This is a genomic window from Chitinophaga lutea (genome assembly GCF_003813775.1).
Classification (GTDB): domain Bacteria; phylum Bacteroidota; class Bacteroidia; order Chitinophagales; family Chitinophagaceae; genus Chitinophaga; species Chitinophaga lutea.
Map to the genome: position 1 here is coordinate 1,536,291 of NZ_RPDH01000002.1, position 18,108 is coordinate 1,554,398.

An 18,108-nucleotide genomic window follows, 5' to 3' on the forward strand; every position below is an offset into this window, starting at 1 on the left:
TTAAAACTGAACGTTCAGGCCCATCATATATGTTTTCATAATGCCGTAAGTCCACTGGTTACCCTGACTTTCGGGATCCACGAGTTTCATGCCGGTGAACACGAAGGGATTCTGGGCGTTGGCGTAGATGCGCATGCCCTGTATACCCATCCGTTTAAGCCCGGCCGTTTGCAGGTTATAACCCAGCTGGATGTATTTCATGCGCATGTACGCGCCGTCCTGGAACCAGAAGCTGGATGTGAGCTTGTTGGATGCCGGGAGCGTGTTAAGGCGCGGGAAACGGGCATTGGGGCGCTGCGGCGTCCAGTAGTTTTCCGAATAATATTTAGTGGGCACCCCGCCGTCGAACGACATATCCAGCGGGTACGCCAGCATGCCGGCCAGCAGCACGTCGTTGCTGGAAACGCCCTGAATCAGGAACTCGAGGTCGAAGTTTTTGTAGCTCACGCTGAAGTTGGCAAAGTAGTCCACCAGGGGTGTTCTGTTGCCGATCAGTTTCTGGTCTTTACCATCGATTACCTTATCACCATTCTGGTCAACATACCGGATGTCGCCCGGTTTCTGACCGGCGTAGATCGGAACGGTGCTGGCGCCGCCCGGGCCGAAGTCGCTTTCCTGCAAAAGGCCCTGTGCCTGGTAACCATAAATGCTGTTGATGGTGTGCCCTTCCTGGTCAATGCGGTTGGCGCCGGCATTGATGTAAGGCCCTCCTTTCAGCGAAAGGATCTCGTTTTTATTGTACGTAATACCTGGCCTCACCGAAATGGTCCAATCCTTCCCGATCTGGTCATTGTAATTTACCGCCAGCTCGAGACCTTCATTCTTCACTTTACCGGCATTGATGGGAGGCGTTCCCAAACCGCCTACATAGGAGACCGGCGGTTTCAGCAGGATGCCGTTCGTTCTTTTATCATAATAGTCGAATGTCAGTTCGAGTTTGTTGCCGTATAAACCCAGGTCGAAACCGACGTCCAGCATGTTGACCGTTTCCCAGGTAATATCGGGATTGCCCCAGGTGGATTCCACGCCGTCGCCGGAACTGATGAGGTTTTGGTACAGATAGGGATCCACGTCCTGGTTACCCAGCGAGCCGTAAGATGCGCGCAGCTTCAGGTTGCTGATCGTGCGGGAATCTTTCAGGAAACCTTCTTTATGCACGTTCCAGCCCAATGCTACAGACGGGAAATAGCCATACTTGTGCCCGGGCCCGAATTTGGAGTTACCGTCCATACGGATTGCACCTTCCAGCAAAAAACGGTCGTCGTAAGAATAATTCACTTTGCCGTATACGCTCAGCATGGAAATCACATCCCATTGGCCGGACTGAGTTTCTTCCTGCGAGTACCCCGCAAGTGCGAATAAGTTGTGCTTGCGGAAGTTGTACGTATAATCTGCGGATGCGGCAGCGTAATAGTAAGAGCCTCTCGGCGCGTCGTACGACCGCTGGAGCCCCCATACCTGGAGCAGTTGCCCCGAGTAATAATCGAAGAAATAATAGTTATCCCGGGTAGTTCTGGTCACATCGCTGTTGAGACGGTAGCTGAACTGGCCTTTGAGGTTAAAGCCGGGAAACACTTCCCATTTGGGTTGCAGGTTGATGCTGCTCTGCATGGATTCATATCGCGTCTGGCCTCCCTGCTCCGCATATGCCACCGGGTTCACGATGTCCACATACCGGCCGTACATGATAGGCGCACCGGGCTTTGCGGGGTATTTAGGCAGGATGGTCGGCGGCACGCGGTAAATATCTTCCAGGATACGGTTACCCTGGTTGCCGTTGGGACGGTTGGGGTATGATACGTTCCGTTTGATGGCCAGCATATCCATGTTGATCAGAAAGGTTTTGCTGAGCGTGATGGAGGTATTGGCCCGCACGTTGTATTTTTTCGAATCGTTGAGCGGGATCATGCCGCCATGATACTGGTAGTTGGCGGTAAGCGCAAAACGCGCCATGTTGTTGCCGCCGCTTACAGACAGCGAATGGCTGGTGATCGGAGCGTTCTTTTTAATGATCTCATCCTGCCAGTCGGTATCCGGGTATTTGATCCGGTCTGTTCCGGCGATGGTATTATCGATGTCTGCCTGGGAATAGAAAGCCGGGCGGCCCGCATTGGCCAACGCTTCGTTGTACATGTTCATGTAGGTGGGAGCATTGACCAGTTTGGGCATGGTGGATGCATTCTGCACACCGTAATACCCGTCGTAAATCACCGATACCCTGCCCGGCGTACCGCGCCGGGTAGTTACAAGAATAACGCCGTTGCCACCGCGCGCGCCATATACGGCTGCAGCCGCAGCATCTTTCAGCACCGTCACACTTTCCACAGTCAGCGGGTCAATGAAGTTCATGTCCATGGGAATACCATCTACCAGTACCAGCGGATTACCACCAACGCCCGACGTTGTGCTCAATCCCCTGATTTTGATAGTAGCCGCATCACCACCGGGTAAACCGGAGCCTTGCCGCACCTGCAAACCCGTTACACCGCCTTGCAAGGCCTGCGATAACTGGGTAACCGGTTTCCCCGCCATCTGCGACTGCACGTTCACCATGCCCACGGAACTGGCGATGTGCTTGCGCTGCAGTTCGGACAGACCCACCACCACCACTTCATCGAGGGCGGACACATTTTCTTTCAGAGAAACAGTAAGGCTGTTCACCGCTTTGGTAATGGTCACCTCCTGCGGATGATAACCCATGAGACTGAAGAGCAGCACGTCGTTTTTGCGGGCGCGGATGGTGAAGTAGCCGTCCGCATCCGCCAGGGTGCCCTGGTTGCTGTCTTTGATCCGCACGGTTACGCCGGGGATGCCCTGGGGCGGTTCGTGAGTGTCGAATATCCGGCCTTTGATAAGCCAGCCACTGTCTTGCTGCATCGGCTGCGCCACCGCTTCCGGGGCAAATGCGTTGAGCGGCACGATGGCCACCTGCTTGCGCAGGATGCGGTAGGTGAGCCCGGTGTTAGCCAGCGCCAGGTCGAGCACCTCGCGGATGTTTTTGTCTTTCACTTCCAGCGTCACTTTCTGCCGCTGTACCAGCTCATCTTTGTAAAAGATGCGCCAGTCGCTCTGCTGCTTGATCTGCTGGAACAATTCCGGCAGGCTGCCTTGCACAAGGCGAACGCTGATTTTCCCCTGCGAGTAGGACGGGGACGAGAATACCGCGGATATTCCCACAAAAAACATGAATACGGTCAACTTCATCATCCTGATCACTTTAGGCAAAGCATTTCCCTTCCGGAGGCCATGCTTCGGGACGTGTTTTTTTTGCATACATTTACAGTGTTTACATGATTACAATAGCATGCTGGTTCCGATACCCGTCGGCACCAGTTGCCGGAAGATGTTAGCGCATCTTCCGTTTTTTTTACATCAGATTATTGGTTGTTTAGCTCAATTTTCAAATACGAAACCCTGTTCAGTTTTTTTGAATGATAATCCTGTACTCACGCTCACTGCTTCCATTACATCCCGGATATCTTCTGACAGATCGAGGTCACCGGAAAATGTGGATTTTAAATTAGTCTCACTGGTAATAGCAACATTAAAGTACCTGCTCAGTTTTTTAAGAATATGGTTTAGCGGCGCCTGTTCAAACATCAGCCGCCCGTCTTTCCAGGCCGTATAGGCCAATATGTTGACATTTTCCTGATACATATTTTGCGTAGCGATGGCGTAGCCTGCCAGGTTCCCCGGGGCCAGCAGCCGTTCTGCATTGCCTTTATTGGTTTTCACTTTTACGCTGCCTTTCGCCAGCACCACGGTTTCATTGTCTTCGTCGGCGTATGCGTTGATATTAAATTCCGTGCCCAGCACTGCGGTTTTGAGGTGACTGGTGTATACAAAAAACGGTTGTTGTTCATTCGCGGTCACATCGAAATATCCCTCTCCTTCCAGAAACACTTCGCGGCTTTTTTCGCTGAACATCATGGGGTACACCAGCCTCGAGCCGGCGTTGAGCCATACTACGGAACCGTCCTGCAGCTGCACCCTGGCGCGGCGGCCGTAGGGTACGATGAGGGTGTTGTACTGGCCCTCCTGCCCTTCCTGTTCGTACTGCTGCCGGTCGTTCACGCTCACCTGCGTGCCGTTCCGGCTGTAGGTAAGGCTGGCGCTGGTATCCGATAATGTTACCTGCTGGTTATTGCTTAACAAAAGCCTGGTTTCCGTTGACGAATCCTTCACTGTCTGATTCCGGGCGAAAGTCAGCACGCCGCTTTCGGATGGCCGCGGCTGCAACAGCCACCAGCCGGCCGCGATGAGCACCAGTACGGCGGCGGCTACTTTCCAGCCGATGCGGAATACGGACGGTTGGTGTGTAAAGCCGCTCTGGATGCGTTCCCACAATGCCGCTTTGTCTTCCGGTTTCATGCTTTCGTTGCCGGCCGCGCTCACGATCTCCCTCACACCGGATTCCAGCGGTTCATCATTCCCGAAAAGCTCATTATGCTGACTCATGCTTGATTTATTATATAGAGTGAAGAATGGAAGGGATATAGACTATATTGTTAAACTTTTTTTTGTGAAGAGGGTTACCCCCGTGAAAGGGCCAGCAGGCAGGCGGCGATCAGGTACATGGGCGCGGTTTTCACCTGTTCGCGCAATTGCTGGATGGCGCGGTACGCCAGCGTGCGGCAGGTGGGGATGCTGATTTTCATGATTTCCGCCACTTCTTCATAACCGAGGTCGCAATTATAACGGAGGTAGAGCACTTCTTTCTGCCTGGAGGGCAGGCGCGAAAGGGCTGCGGCCAGCTGACGGAGCATCGCCTGCTGCCGTTCGTTTTCCACGAGCTGTTGTTCCACATCAAATTCAATCAGGAAGGGCATTTCAGCCGGGGCGCCGAAACGTATCAGGGAGGCCTTGCGGCGGGCTTCGTGGAGTTTGCGCCGGAAAGCGCCCAGCAGGTAAAAGCGGATATTTACAGCCGGGGAAAGGTTCCGGTGATAGCGGTGGAGATCTACAAACAGGTCGTGCATACAATCCTTCACGGTGTCTTCATCGTCAAAAAAGCGGAGGCCGTAGCGGTAAAGCACGTCGGCATACGCCTCGTACAATGCTTTGAAAGCGCCGGCATCGCCATCCCTGACAGCTGACCATAACACTGTTTCATCCGTAAAATGCGAGATATTGTCCAATTGCCGTAATTGACGCGTAATTGATGCTCAACAATATATAAAACTTTCGGGAATGAGAAGGACGATATTGTTAACTTTAAGGAGAATAATGCTTTATGTATCTCACCTTTCCGCCTCCGCCGCAACTGGCCGCCCACGTACGGATGTTCTGGGTGTTCGAGCACGATGTGCCGGCGGGTGAGCCGTATGTGTACCGTTCCATGGCTGACGGCTGCGCCGAATTAATATTTCATTATAAAGGTGTGTTCTCCGAGCCGGCCGGCAGCGGCGCCTCGCATGCTGCGGTCGTTCATGCACAAAGCAGCCATCACCGCCGTTTCCTCACGCAGGAAAGTTTCGGCATTTTCGGCGCATACCTCTACCCCACCGCTTTGCCGCACCTGTTCGGCCTCGCTTCCCCGGATTTCAGCAACCAGATGCCCGACCTGGCCTCGGTACTGGGGCACGAAGGCAGCCTGCTCGAAGAACAGATCATGACCGCCGCCGGCCACGAAGAAAGGGTGCGGCTGCTGAGCCGTTTCCTCAGCGGCCGGCTGCGGAACAAAGAAGAACATCCCACCGTGGCGCACATCGCATTGCGGCACATCCTGCAGCATAAGGGGCAACTGAACGTGGAGGAACTGGCCGGGCACATCTGCCTGTCTACCCGCCAGTTCGAAAGAACGTTCAAAACCTATTGCGGCTTTTCCCCCAAGCTCTACACCCGCATCATCCGCTTCCAGCAGGCGCTGGAAGCATACGGCGCCAAAGACATGAGCCTGACGGCCATCGGTTACGCCTGCGGGTACTACGACCAGAGCCATTTCATCCGCGAGTTCAGGGCGTTTTCCGGCTATCATCCCCGCGAGTACTTTGCCGGCAGGCCCGAAGGCATCGAATACCGCGAGTAGTTTCCAAAATGTCGTGTTTATCCAATTTCCCCCCTGCCCCGCGGTTTACTTTTGCCGTACGATCAAACCATTCGTTATGTCTACAAGAAACAAACCTGAAGGATACCCGGCCGTGAGCCCTTATTTTCTGGTGCCCGACGCAGACCGGTTCATGCATTTTGTAAAAACCGTTTTTGATGCGGAAGAAATCATGGTGTATAAAGACGGCGCCGGCAGGGTGATGCATGCCGAGCTGCGTATAGACGACAGCGTTATCATGCTGGGCAACAGCACGGCGGTTTACCCGCCGCAGCCCGGCGCCGTATTTATGTACGTGAAGGACACGGACGATACTTACCGCAAAGCCCTGGCGGAAGGCGCCAGGCCGCAGGAAGAACCGGCGGATAAAGACTACGGCAGATCTGCGGGCGTGTTCGATGCTTTCGGGAACAGCTGGTGGTTTACATCGATGCAGTAGCGGTGCGGTGTTCCGGAAACAACTGGCGATTCACGATGATGTGGTAGCGGTGTAGTATTCCGGGGACAGCCGGTGGTTTCACGATGATGCAGTAGCGGTATGGCGTTCCTGGAACAACTGGCGGTTCACGATGATGCAGTTGCAAAGCGCGTTCCGGGCACAGGCAGTGGCCTGCGTGGTGTCAGTCTTTCCGCTGTAACAGTTGCTCAGGCCGGAAATGCACTTCCCCGGAGCCGCCGTTGGCGATGTAATAATCCCACATGGTGACGAATACTTTCTCTTTTAACAGGGGCAAGTCGGCGCGCGTGAGGCCCTCGGTGGAAACGGGCGGCAGGAAGTGAAAGTCGATGCGGTGCGGCAGGGCGAAAAATTTGCCCGGCAGCAGGATGTCGCGCGTATGGAAAAGCAGCGAGGGCATGATGGGCGTTTGCGTGTCGATGGCGAGCATGAAAGCCCCGTCGTAAAAATTCTTCAGCGGGTAACCGGTGCGGTTGCGGGTGCCTTCCGGGAAAAGCACCATGTGCATGCCCATTTCCAGGGCTTTTTGCATGTGCTCGAAACTCTGGCGCCGGCTCGCGTCGTTTTTCCGGTCTACCATGATGCCGCCAATCCTGTACATCATACCAAAAAGGGGAATCTTCGCCATTTCAGCCTTGGCGAGGGTTTTATTCACACCGGGCACACCAGGTGTCGTAACGGGCACGTCCATGAAAGAATTGTGGTTGCATACCACTACGTACACCTGCCCCTTTTTGAAATGCTCCAGGCCTTTGCGGTATACCGGGCAAAAGATGAGGTTCATGTACACCTTCATCCATACGCGGCCGATGGCGAGGAAACTGCGGGTTTTCTGCGGGTCGGGAAAAAAGGAAACAATCCAGATGGGTATCAGCACAATCAGTAAAGTAGCTGCGAACAGTAACAATCCGTAAACGGCAAACACACGCCCTGCTATGTTTCTGAGCCAATTCATGTAAAGGGAATCAATAATTACAATTTTATTTACAATTGCCAGTTCACCGGTTCTTTGCCCTGCCGGGTCAGTATTTCATTTGCTTTGGAAAAATGCCGGCAGCCGAAAAAACCTTTATCTGCGCTGAAAGGTGACGGATGGGCCGCTTTCAGGATGTAATGTTTCGTACCGTCGATCAGCACCTGTTTGTCTTGCGCGAACTTGCCCCAGAGCATGAACACCACGCCATCCTTGAGATCGGACACCTTGCGGATGACCGCGTCCGTAAAACTCTCCCAGCCTATTTTGCTGTGCGAGGCTGGTTCCCCGTCGCGCACCGTAAGCATGGCATTGAGCAGCAATACGCCGCTTTCGGCCCAGGGGGTGAGGTCCCCCGTCTCCGGGATGGCGGAACCGATGTCTTTCTGCATCTCTTTATATATATTGACGAGGGAAGGCGGTGGTTTAATACCCTTCTGCACGCTGAAACACAGGCCGTGCGCCTGGCCGGGGCCGTGGTAAGGATCCTGGCCGAGAATGACTACTTTTACGTTGTCGAAAGGTGTTTTATCAAATGCATTGAAAATCAGGTTTCCGGAGGGATAAATGGTTTTACCCAAGGCTTTTTCATGTTTCAGGAACATCACGATCTGCTCAAAATATGCTTTCTGAAATTCATCTTTCAACACTTCTTTCCAGCTGCTTTCGATCTTTACATCCATTACTATAATTTTGAATCAGAGGATTATTTTGATTAATTAACGGGAAATTATATAAATTTGCACTCCCAGTAAAAAAAAATTTATTGTGTACCGGACCGGTAGCTCAGCTGGATAGAGCAGCTGCCTTCTAAGCAGCAGGTCATTGGTTCGAATCCAATCCGGTTCACAAGGGTCAGGCAGGCTTCCAGTTTTGGTAGCCTGTTTTTTATTTTCCACCGGTCGCATCCGGAATCATAAAATCATTTATGAAGAGGATGGTTTGTGATCCTTTAACCAGTCTTCCGGCAGGATGACCATTTCGGCTATGCTCATCCGTTACATCCGGTTGATCTAATATGGTATTGAAAACCCTTCCGTGCAATCCTTTGCACTGTGCATAGATAGCGAGAAGAAAACCTTTATTATCTATGCTATTTTGACTTTTATCGATGCTATACTACCCCAAGGTTGCCTATCCAGGCACTGAAGCTATCCAGTACACCGACAGGTTTCTCCGTTAACCTATCGCATTAGAATATCAGAATCAATGCTTTATAATAATACCTGCTTAGGTTTGCCCACTTATACTTTTCCTGAACAAACTATTGCTATTTTTTTAAAAAGATGCGCCAGGTTTTCTAATTATTAACCATACTATTGTTGTTTTTCCAATTTCTATTTACCTTTCATTAATGTTTAGCAAATCTGACCTGTACAAACGAAGGATTTTAAAGGAGCTCTGCTTCGGAAATGCGCTGTCTGGTACAGAGATCAGTTCGCGGATAGAAAAAAGCCTGCCATTGACGGTCCGCATTTTGGGAGAACTGGTGAAAGAAGGGCTTGTGGAAGAAAAAGGATACGCACCTTCGTCCGGCGGCAGGCGTCCGCAGGTGTATGCCCTTAAGCCGGAAAAGATGTATGTGGTATCAGTGGCGATGGACCAGTTGGTGACCCGCATCGCCATCATTGATATGCAGAATTGTGACATTATCTGCACAGAAAAAATCGGACTGCCGCTGCCAAAGAACCCGGATGCGCTGGGAGTGTTGGCCAATCAGCTGAACCACTTTATCGACAATTCAACCATAGCACGCGATAAAATCATTGGAATGGGCATTGGAATGCCTGGCTTCGTGGATGTCTCCAAAGGGATCAACTATTCTTTCCTTAAAACCCCTACCAGCATCGTCGATTTTTTGCAGAACCGGGTTGGGATACCGGTATATATAGACAACGACTCCAGCCTGATCGCGCTTGCGGAATTCCGGCTGGGAGCAGCCCGCGGCCGAAGCGATGTAATGGTCATCAATATTAACTGGGGCATCGGACTGGGACTTATTTTGAATGGTGAATTGTTCCGCGGATGCACGGGATTTGCCGGGGAGTTCAGCCACATCCCCATCTTCGTCAACAACAAATTATGCAGTTGCGGTAAAAGTGGATGCCTTGAAACCGAAGCATCCATGTTGGTGGTAATTGAAAGAGCCGTGGAAGGATTGAAAAGCGGGCGGGTTTCAACCATTGAGGAAATGCCTGAAGATTTTGAAGAGGCCTGCAATACTATCATTAGTGCAGCCACACACGGCGACACGTTCGCTGTTGAGCTGCTCTCGGAAGCGGCCTACAACATCGGCAGGGGTATCGCCATCCTGATTCATATACTGAACCCCGAATTGATCATACTGAGCGGCCGGGGGGCGGCGGCAGGCAAACTTTGGCTGGCGCCAGTGCAGCAGGCAGTAAACAGCTATTGTATACCCAGGCTGGCATCCCAGTCTGAGTTGGCGGTATCTACACTCAATAACCGCGCAGAGCTGATCGGTGCCGCGGCATTGGTGATTGAAAACTATGATAAGAAACCGGCGAAAAACAAGGGGGACAGGGTGCTGGCATAATCATACACGAGCATACATAAATATAAAAAAGGTACGGCAAATGAGCATCGATGCTGTAGCGATCAACCAAATTTAGACAATGAACAGGTGTTGAGAGAATGACACACCACCAGAATCAGTGAACAGGGTACGGCCCGGCGGATGAGCGTCGATGCTGTAGCGATCAACCAAATTTAGACAGTGAACAGGTGTTGGTAGAATGACACACAGCCAGAATCAGTGAACAGGGTACGGCCCGGCGGATGAGCGTCGATGCCGTAGCGATCAACCAAATTTAGACAGTGAACAGGTGTTGATTAAAATGACACCGCCAGAATCAGTGAACAGGGGTACGGCCCGGCGAATGAGCGTCGATGCTGTAGCGATCAACCAAATTTAGACAGTGAACAGGTGTTGATTAAAATGACACACCGCCAGAATCAGTGAACAGGGTACGGCCCGGTAAATGCTTTCATGCAGTAATAATCATTCAATATAGATAGTGGACGGTATTGGCATCATCATGCACAACCATCTCGGGCGAAGAGCATACCGCCCGGCTAATGGGGCTTGGATGCAGTAATCATCAACCAAATAAAAACAGTGAACACGTATTGGCATCATCACAAACAACCAGAATCAGGAGAACGGGGTACGGCCCGACGAATGGATTTCGATGTATTGATAATCAACCAAATGTAGACTAATCGCTTTTAAACTTTTCAAATCTAAAACAACTGCAACATGAAAGATGCAAAACGGCGGATCTCAATGATCCTGTTATTTTGTTTTTGGGTGGGCATTGCGATGGCTCAGCAAAAACGAACAATTTCCGGTACGGTTACCGATGTGCAAGGAGACCCTGTGCCGGCGGTCACGGTTCTCCTTAAAGGTACTAACATTGGCAGCGCTACCGACGTACAGGGCAAATTCAGCATTACATTTGACAAGCCTGACGCCATCCTGGTTTTTAGCTCCATTAATTTCAAAGGCCAGGAAGTGAAGGTTGGCCAGAGTAACGTGCTTAACATAGTCATGGAAGAGAGTGTTGTTGGGCTGGGTGACGTAGTGGTAACCGCCCTCGGCATTAAAAGGGAAAAAAGAGCCCTCGGGTATGCTACCGCAACGGTTAAAGGAGAAGACCTGACGAAAGCGGGTGCAACCCTGAACCCCTTTCTCGCCTTGTATGGTAAGGCTGCGGGCGTTGGCATCAACATTTCCTCGGCCGGCCCAACCGGCGGTGTGAACGTGCGCATCAGGGGCGCTGCCGGCCTCGAATCAAACACCAATACAAGACCTTTGTTCGTAGTGGATGGCGTACCACTGTATGATGAAAAAACCTCCATGGAAAGCAGGGGTTATGACCCGTTAAACTCTTTTGACTATGGGTCAGGTGTGAATGACATCAACGCCGACGATATTGAATCGATTGAAATCCTGAAGGGCGCAAAAGCTACCGTGCTCTATGGCAGCCAGGCGCTGAACGGCGTGGTGCTGATCACTACAAAAAGCGGGAAACAGACAAGGGGGCTTGGTATAACACTCTCCCATCAGGTAACGGTGGACAAGCCGTTTACATTCATCGATTTTCAAAATGACTTCGGGTCCGGAGCCTCCGTACGTGATACCCAATACGCGCTGATCCGCGGGGTAAATACCAGGAAACTCCCGCTGAGCCGCTTTAGTTTCGGGCCCAGGTTCGATAACAGCAATGTGATGCTTTATGACAGCACAATGGGCACGTATAGGGCATATCCCAATAACTTTATCGACTTCTTCAATACCGCATTGTCAAACCGCACCAACGTTTCCGTTGCGGGAAGCGGCACTTTGGGGAGCGTCAGGGCTTCCTACACCCGCAATACCTATGAGGATGTGATCCCCGGGTTTACGCAAAAGAACAATACCTTCAGCTTCAATGGCAATTTTAAGGTTTCGGAGTTTGCAACATTCGAGTTTGTCAATAACCTGTATAGCGTGCAAACGCGAAACCGCCGCCCCAATATTGGACAGTTTGTAGCAACAGGCCTGAACAGAGACTATGATTACAACTGGATGAAATCGTTCTACCACGACCAGGACGGCTTTAGAAGAGACCTGGAGCCTTATGGGCTTGCAGGTTCAAGCCCCGGTTTCTGGCCAAACGCTGTTGCCGGGATCATGTGGGAACAAAACGACAACAAAGACCAGGACAACAAGTTTCACCTGGTCAGTTCACTCAGGTCGACACTTCAGTTTACAAAAAACATATCCCTGATCGCACAGGCCTCTTTGGACTATACCAATACGGATTTCATCACGGAGAATAAAATTATCCGCCTGGCCCCTGTAAGAACGGGTGGCAGGTACAGCTGGAGCAAGCGCAATATGACCGTGCAGAATTACCAGGCCCTGGTGAAGTATGAAAAGGACTTCAACGATTTCAATTTCTTTGCTTTCGGTGGCGGCGCTTACCAGAAAGTGACAGAGAACAACATGTATTCATCTACCGGCGATATGGGTTTGTTATTTCCCGGCTGGTTTTCGCTTGGGAACGCAGATACCAGGTTCTGGCCTACCTCTGGCGACAGGGGCAAGGTGACCGGGTTGAGAAGGGGCTCAGATGTGCTGTATAGCGCTTTAGGCTCTGCAACGCTTTCCTGGAAAGAAACCTATTACCTGGAATTGCAGGCAAGGAACGACTGGAACTCCACTCTGCAAGCACCCAATTACTCTTATTTCTACCCCGGCCTCTCGCTCACCTATAATTTCTCCAACGATATTGACGTTCCCCATCTTCAATATGGTAAACTTCGCTTTGCATGGGCAGACGTAGGTGGCGGACCGACAACGGCTGTTGGCGACCGGTATTTTGCCAATGACGCATACAGCGTGGGGCAACTCCCCTATGGGTATGGCCCTACCTCCGTTACGCCTCCCTCTGCCCTCTTCCTGGAACCGTTAAAACCATTCCGGAAGCGTGAATTTGAAACCGGCTTCAATACAAGATGGTTTGACAAAAGCAGGGTTGAGATCGACTTTTCTTTTTATACCAACAATACGTACAACCAGATCGTACAGCAACCCATCACACCGGCTACCGGTTATACTGCGGCAAAAATCAATACCGGTAACGTGAAAAACTGGGGCTTTGAACTTTTAATAAAAGGTGCTCCCCTGGCCACCCCGAAATATCGTTGGGATTTGACTTTTACGGCTGCTAACCAGTTTTCTAAAGTCATCAAGCTATATCCCGGGATAACCCAAAAATATGTTGATGGCAACTCCGGGTTCCAGGTTTGGGCCAAAGAAGGAGAACGCATGGGGGAAATACGCGCGTATGACTACAAGCGCACCCCCGATGGCAACAGGATCGTAGGCAGCAATGGTTTGTATGCGCTGAGCGACCAGGTTACCACTACCGGTAAAAATGTAAACCCCAAAGTATTTGGCGGTTTGTACAGCGATTTCTCCTTTAAGGGTTTCAATTTTCACATTGGCATTGATTACAAATTCGGGGGCACCATCTTCTCTTACACCAATAACTACCTGATGGGCACCGGTGTAATCAAAGCTTCGCTTCCCGGCAGGGATGAAGCAACCGGCGGGTTGGCCTACTATATAGACAATGCTTCTGGCGCCAGGGTAAAATGGGAGCACAATAAACCGGCTCCCGGGAATGCACGGGACGGCGTTGTTTACCACGACGGTATTGTGCTCGATGGTATGAAAGAAGTGAATTCGGGCGGCACCGTCAGATATGAAAAGAACGATGCTATCATAAGCGCTCCCGCCTACTACCAGACCTATATCAACGACCTTGGCACATCATGGCCTCCGGACCGTTTGTTCAAAAACGATTACATCAAACTGCGCGAGATTTCGCTGGAGTACAGCCTGCCCAAGAAGGTTTCGAATATGCTGAAACTGCAGAAACTTTCGGTAACTGCCGCAGCAAGGAACCTGGGCTATTTGTATAAGACGCTGCCCAACATCGATCCAGAAGGCGCGCTGGGCGCCCAGGGATATATTGAAAATTCATTCTATCCCTCTATCAGGTCTTTCAGTTTTGGTGTAAATGTTAGTTTCTAAAAGCTTCAAAAGAAAAATCATGAAAAAGATACTTATAGGGATGATTGTTTTTTCGGTAGCGTTTGCGTCCTGCAAGAAAACGCTTGAAAAAGAATTTCCCAACCCGGAAAATTATGATAAGACCGGCAACCTGTTTGCCGGGATGTTTACCAAAACCCTGTACGCCTGGAAGCTATATGTACAGGACTACGGCGAGTGGTGGTGGGAGCTGGCAGGCACCGGTTCAATGGGGGTTGCCGGCTACACGCAAGTATCCCATCGCTACATTACCGACCGGTACGCCTGGTTTTCAACTTATGACGACCTTACCGGCACGACGGCTTTTGGCTCCGAAAACCAGCTCTGGCAAAACAGGCTGGGCGCCTTCTATGGCAGTGTGAATGCCTGGGCCGTTATTAAAGACAATATAGCAGCGGTATCAGGGGCCGAGCTGGATGATAACCAGATATACTACTCCCTTACAACCGTTATGAAGGATTATGCGGCTTTGCTGGCGGTTGACTTTTATAATAATATTCCATATTCGGAGGCATTCAAAGGTAAAGACAGGGTGTTTTTCCCTAAATACGACGACCCGAAGGAGATTTATAAAAGCGTGCTGGACGAGTTAAAAAAAATATCCACCGACCTGCCGGGCGAGTATAGCAAAATGTCCGTATCCGCCAAAGCAGTATTCAATACACAGGATATTGCGTTCCGGGGCGATATCAACAAATGGGTGCAATATATAAATGCCATCCGGCTGAAATTTGCTGTGAGGATTTCGGGCGTGGAAGAAGCTTTTGCCAAATCGCATATCCAGGATGTGCTTTCCAAGAATAATCTGCCCGCAAGCGACCAGGTATGGAGCATGCCCTATGCCCTGATGGCCAATGGCGGTGGTGAATGGATCCGTGGTATCGGCGAAGGCTGGCCTGCCACATTCATCCCCGACATTATCATGAGGAGGATGAACAGGAACAATACCCGTTACGAGCCCGGCATTGATGACCCGCGGCTGCCTGTTCTGGCGATGCCTACCAGGTTCAGCGATTTTACTTCTACTCCGGCAGTAGGTGACTATCGTGGCGTGAATATGAACTCCGACGGTCAGAAAGCCGCTTATACGGCAGGCGAAAGGTATTATACAGGCGGTCCCTATGGTGACCTGAATGAACATTTTAAACAGAACGCCCGCTCCATGTACAACCTCGCAACGTTTGCCCGTAATGAGAAGTACCCGGTGTATATGATGTCGCTGGCCGAAACAGATCTGCTGCTGGCGGAGGTTGCCCTCAAAAACCTCGGCACAACCGGCAAAACGCCCGCAGCGCATATTAAAGACGCAATCAATAACTCCACCAATTTCTGGTACACGCTCAACCAGAATAGTCCCTTTGCCACCTCCACCCCGCTGATGCATCCTGCCAAACCTTCGGCAACGGTCATTAATACCTATGCAGACTCGATTGCCGCCAGGTTCAACAGCAGAGTGAATACCGAGGATAAGATGGAATTGCTGATGCAGCAGAAATATGTTCACCTGAACCTTATGTGCCCTTACGAGTTATGGGCGGAATTGAGAAGGACCCGGCATCCCAAACTGGAGCCCATGACCTTCAATACTAAAGTAATGAAGCCGCTCCCGGAACGTTTGAGATATCCTGTTTCCGAACAGCAGACAAACCCCGACAACTATGCCACTGTAAAGAACCAGGACAACTTTACAACCCCGATATTCTGGGTGCCTGCGGCTTTGAAAGGGGTAAACCCTTACTGGGACAATTACAATTACGAATAAGATTACATCCAATCCGGTCCACTTTTTTGACAAAACCCGCTCGTTTGAGCGGGTTTTGCCGTTTTCAGGATGAGCGAAGGATCGCAGGAGGATGGCAGGTTTGAGCTGCTCCGGGAGGGTGAAATCACCCGCCATGCGAAAAAAATATCATCACCATGCAACCTTTTCCGTATTGGGTCGTCTTTTTACATAAGCATACTCATTGGCTGCCCTCTTTTATATTTACAACGTCCAAATGGCGCAATATGCTGCAATCGAAATTTATAGCCGACATCCTGGAATTGCTGCTCGACGGAGATGACGCAGGAATACTGAAACGCCAGGTCCCATATTTATCCGATGCTGAATACGATTACACGATCAGTGGTGTTTTTGTTTCTTTCAGCCACGCAGCCGGTATTGAACAGCACCGGCTGGATACAGGGCGCCTGGTGCTGGATGGGGTGACCATCGAGTCTGATATAATCCCTTCCGGTGCTACGGCTACATTGTTTATTAAAGACGGGTTGATCGATTTCCTTGAAATCTGGAGCCACGCCGACACCTATCCGGGCAATGTGCTGAAAACCTATACCCTTACTCAAGTCTGGAAGGGAAGCAAGGGCAGAAAACTGACGGTGGGGTATACATAATAAATAATCGATAATTGGCGAAATTAACCCTATGCCAATAAAACTTCTCTCTTTGTTACCAACAGCATGTTTGCTGATCCAGCTATTTGCCCCCTTCGCCCATCCATTCTTCCAGTCCGGTGTATGCCAACAGGTGCCCGAGCGCTTGGAGTGATCTTCTTCATATCGTTTCCGTTTGCCCGGTTACCATTGAAACTGCACCCAGGGGCTATCCGGGCTTTCCTGAAGGTATTTCGCTATCGCCATGATGCCGGTGTTGTGCGCGTCTTTACCACCCCAGAGCGAACGGCCGATCACATAGCTTCTGGCATAACTGTCCCAGCTTCTGAAATGGTTCCGGGCCAGTGTGTACGCGCTGTCGATGTACTCCCACGTTTCCTGCTCGGTGATATACCGGGCGTCAAAACAAAGCCGGGCTACAAACACGAGCCTGCCGCAATCCCACCCCACGGTGCCGTATTGGAGAATGTCGCTGTCGTGGGTGATGATCTGGCCGGTTTTCAGTTCCTCGATGGTTTCCTCCAGGTTCTTCAGTTGTGAAAATGCTTTTTCGATATCTTCCTGATCGGTCATCTCGCCGAGAATCGCGGCCGATTTCCCGGGCTCGGGAGCGGAATACGCTTTAAATACGGCCGGCAGGTAAAACCGGAAGCCCTTCACACTGAGGTAGGATAAAGTTTCCAGCGCCTCTTCGCGGTTGGAGATGCCCCACCAGTTTTCAAGGATCGTTTTCAGATCGTCTTTGTTCATCCCGGTTTCCAGCGAGTTGATGTACGTTGTTTGCTGTTCGCTGTAAATAGCGCCGAGCGATACTTTTTTGTACTGGTCGTTGGTGAGGGAAGAATTTTTATTGCGGTAAATTTTGGAGAATATGCCTTTGGTGGCTTTGGATACTTTTTTAAAAAACGGGATCACCCGGGCTACGATGAAGTACCCTGCGCCAACGGCGATCACGAGATATGCAAGGAGGTTCGTGTTCATAAGAAATATGGTATTTCCTCCAATTTATAACAGGTGCGGCAGCTCAGGCACCTGCATTCCATTTCCGTGGTGTATTTTTTGAAATGCGCGATGGATTGGCGGATATTCGTTTATATTTATCCCCATGAATTTTCTCGGCAACCTGATCTGGCTCATTTTCGGCGGCTTTTATTCCTTTATCGGCTATATGGTGGGCGGTTTCTGCCTTTGCCTCACCATCATCGGCATTCCTTTCGGCTTACAGCTATTCAAGATCGGCATCCTGACGCTCTGGCCCTTCGGCACCGGCGTGCGCGAAATCCCCGGCGATACCGGCTGCCTCGCCACCATCATGAATATCCTGTGGATACTGTTCGGCGGCATCTGGGTAGCCCTTGGGCATCTCCTTTTCGGTTTGCTGCTGGCCATCACCATCATCGGCATCCCGTTCGCAAGGCAGCATTTTAAACTGCTCGCGCTCACTTTCACGCCCTTCGGGAAGGAATTGTACCGGCCCTAACCAAATACCCCGCCCCCAAATGTGTCGAAGAGCGGGGAAAAGATTATATTTAGCAACCGAGAAACCCTGGAACCATCGAAGCACAGCAGCCACAGTACGTATCTATGTATACCAACACCTACTTAGGGCAATA

General features: G+C 50.9%; 13 protein-coding genes and 1 tRNA gene. 8 read left to right on the forward strand and 6 right to left on the reverse strand.

From position 1 onward, the window contains the following. The 3 genes from EGT74_RS18385 to EGT74_RS18395 form a co-directional block, all read right to left on the reverse strand. Nucleotides 1–3,207, reverse strand: a complete 3,207-nt coding sequence (locus EGT74_RS18385) for a SusC/RagA family TonB-linked outer membrane protein (protein WP_220392903.1) — start codon at nucleotides 3,205–3,207, stop codon at nucleotides 1–3. Nucleotides 3,208–3,393: 186 nt separating this feature from the next. Further along, the gene (locus EGT74_RS18390; protein ID WP_123848030.1) at nucleotides 3,394–4,458 is read right to left on the reverse strand and encodes a FecR family protein; all 1,065 of its coding nucleotides are present in this window, start codon (nucleotides 4,456–4,458) and stop codon (nucleotides 3,394–3,396) included. A 74-nt stretch (nucleotides 4,459–4,532) separates the two neighbouring features. Next, on the reverse strand, nucleotides 4,533–5,105 hold the full coding sequence (locus EGT74_RS18395; protein WP_158618216.1) for an RNA polymerase sigma factor: 573 nt from the start codon (nucleotides 5,103–5,105) through the stop codon (nucleotides 4,533–4,535). A gap of 128 nt (nucleotides 5,106–5,233) precedes the next feature. Here EGT74_RS18395 and EGT74_RS18400 point away from each other — a divergent pair, with 128 nt between their 5' ends. Further along, a complete protein-coding gene (locus EGT74_RS18400) occupies nucleotides 5,234–6,028 on the forward strand; it encodes a helix-turn-helix domain-containing protein (RefSeq protein WP_123848032.1) in 795 nt (264 codons plus the stop codon). 76 nt (nucleotides 6,029–6,104) lie between these two features. Next, a complete protein-coding gene (locus tag EGT74_RS18405) occupies nucleotides 6,105–6,485 on the forward strand; it encodes a VOC family protein (RefSeq protein ID WP_123848033.1) in 381 nt (126 codons plus the stop codon). Between the two features lie 181 nt (nucleotides 6,486–6,666). Here EGT74_RS18405 and EGT74_RS18410 read toward each other — a convergent pair whose 3' ends face one another. Continuing rightward, a complete protein-coding gene (locus EGT74_RS18410; protein WP_123848034.1) occupies nucleotides 6,667–7,458 on the reverse strand; it encodes a lysophospholipid acyltransferase family protein in 792 nt (263 codons plus the stop codon). Between the two features lie 29 nt (nucleotides 7,459–7,487). Further along, nucleotides 7,488–8,159, reverse strand: a complete 672-nt coding sequence (gene ung, locus EGT74_RS18415; protein WP_123848035.1) for a uracil-DNA glycosylase — start codon at nucleotides 8,157–8,159, stop codon at nucleotides 7,488–7,490. Between the two features lie 92 nt (nucleotides 8,160–8,251). On the opposite strand from ung, the gene EGT74_RS18420 reads away from it, so the two are divergent. From EGT74_RS18420 to EGT74_RS18440, 5 genes are all read left to right on the forward strand, one after another. Further along, nucleotides 8,252–8,325 (forward strand) — tRNA-Arg (locus tag EGT74_RS18420). A 505-nt stretch (nucleotides 8,326–8,830) separates the two neighbouring features. Further along, nucleotides 8,831–10,033: an ROK family transcriptional regulator gene (locus EGT74_RS18425; protein WP_123848036.1), complete on the forward strand. Its 1,203-nt coding sequence runs from the start codon at nucleotides 8,831–8,833 to the stop codon at nucleotides 10,031–10,033. A 786-nt stretch (nucleotides 10,034–10,819) separates the two neighbouring features. Next, nucleotides 10,820–14,083 (forward strand): SusC/RagA family TonB-linked outer membrane protein, encoded by a 3,264-nt coding sequence (locus EGT74_RS18430; RefSeq protein WP_394338038.1) that lies wholly within the window; start codon nucleotides 10,820–10,822, stop codon nucleotides 14,081–14,083. A 19-nt stretch (nucleotides 14,084–14,102) separates the two neighbouring features. After that, nucleotides 14,103–15,863, forward strand: coding sequence for a SusD/RagB family nutrient-binding outer membrane lipoprotein (locus EGT74_RS18435; RefSeq protein WP_123848038.1), 1,761 nt, complete (start codon nucleotides 14,103–14,105; stop codon nucleotides 15,861–15,863). A 245-nt stretch (nucleotides 15,864–16,108) separates the two neighbouring features. Next, the gene (locus tag EGT74_RS18440; RefSeq protein WP_123848039.1) at nucleotides 16,109–16,495 is read left to right on the forward strand and encodes a hypothetical protein; all 387 of its coding nucleotides are present in this window, start codon (nucleotides 16,109–16,111) and stop codon (nucleotides 16,493–16,495) included. Nucleotides 16,496–16,678: 183 nt separating this feature from the next. On the opposite strand, the gene EGT74_RS18445 is transcribed toward EGT74_RS18440, so the two are convergent. Beyond that, nucleotides 16,679–17,476 carry a DUF1266 domain-containing protein gene (locus EGT74_RS18445; RefSeq protein ID WP_123848040.1) on the reverse strand — a complete coding sequence of 266 codons (798 nt, stop codon included), beginning with the start codon at nucleotides 17,474–17,476 and terminating at the stop codon, nucleotides 16,679–16,681. A 124-nt stretch (nucleotides 17,477–17,600) separates the two neighbouring features. On the opposite strand from EGT74_RS18445, the gene EGT74_RS18450 reads away from it, so the two are divergent. Next, nucleotides 17,601–17,975, forward strand: coding sequence for a YccF domain-containing protein (locus EGT74_RS18450; RefSeq protein ID WP_123848041.1), 375 nt, complete (start codon nucleotides 17,601–17,603; stop codon nucleotides 17,973–17,975). Nucleotides 17,976–18,108: the final 133 nt, after the last annotated feature.

Bases quoted from the DNA above. Each gene is read 5' to 3' on its own strand.
- EGT74_RS18385 (WP_220392903.1), bottom strand. From the start codon at position 3,207: ATGATGAAGTTGACCGTATTCATGTTTTTTGTGGGAATATCCGCGGTA.
- EGT74_RS18390 (WP_123848030.1), bottom strand. From the start codon at position 4,458: ATGAGTCAGCATAATGAGCTTTTCGGGAATGATGAACCGCTGGAATCC.
- EGT74_RS18400 (WP_123848032.1), top strand. From the start codon at position 5,234: ATGTATCTCACCTTTCCGCCTCCGCCGCAACTGGCCGCCCACGTACGG.
- EGT74_RS18405 (WP_123848033.1), top strand. From the start codon at position 6,105: ATGTCTACAAGAAACAAACCTGAAGGATACCCGGCCGTGAGCCCTTAT.
- EGT74_RS18410 (WP_123848034.1), bottom strand. From the start codon at position 7,458: ATGAATTGGCTCAGAAACATAGCAGGGCGTGTGTTTGCCGTTTACGGA.
- ung (WP_123848035.1), bottom strand. From the start codon at position 8,159: ATGGATGTAAAGATCGAAAGCAGCTGGAAAGAAGTGTTGAAAGATGAA.
- EGT74_RS18425 (WP_123848036.1), top strand. From the start codon at position 8,831: ATGTTTAGCAAATCTGACCTGTACAAACGAAGGATTTTAAAGGAGCTC.
- EGT74_RS18430 (WP_394338038.1), top strand. From the start codon at position 10,820: ATGGCTCAGCAAAAACGAACAATTTCCGGTACGGTTACCGATGTGCAA.
- EGT74_RS18435 (WP_123848038.1), top strand. From the start codon at position 14,103: ATGAAAAAGATACTTATAGGGATGATTGTTTTTTCGGTAGCGTTTGCG.
- EGT74_RS18440 (WP_123848039.1), top strand. From the start codon at position 16,109: ATGCTGCAATCGAAATTTATAGCCGACATCCTGGAATTGCTGCTCGAC.
- EGT74_RS18445 (WP_123848040.1), bottom strand. From the start codon at position 17,476: ATGAACACGAACCTCCTTGCATATCTCGTGATCGCCGTTGGCGCAGGG.
- EGT74_RS18450 (WP_123848041.1), top strand. From the start codon at position 17,601: ATGAATTTTCTCGGCAACCTGATCTGGCTCATTTTCGGCGGCTTTTAT.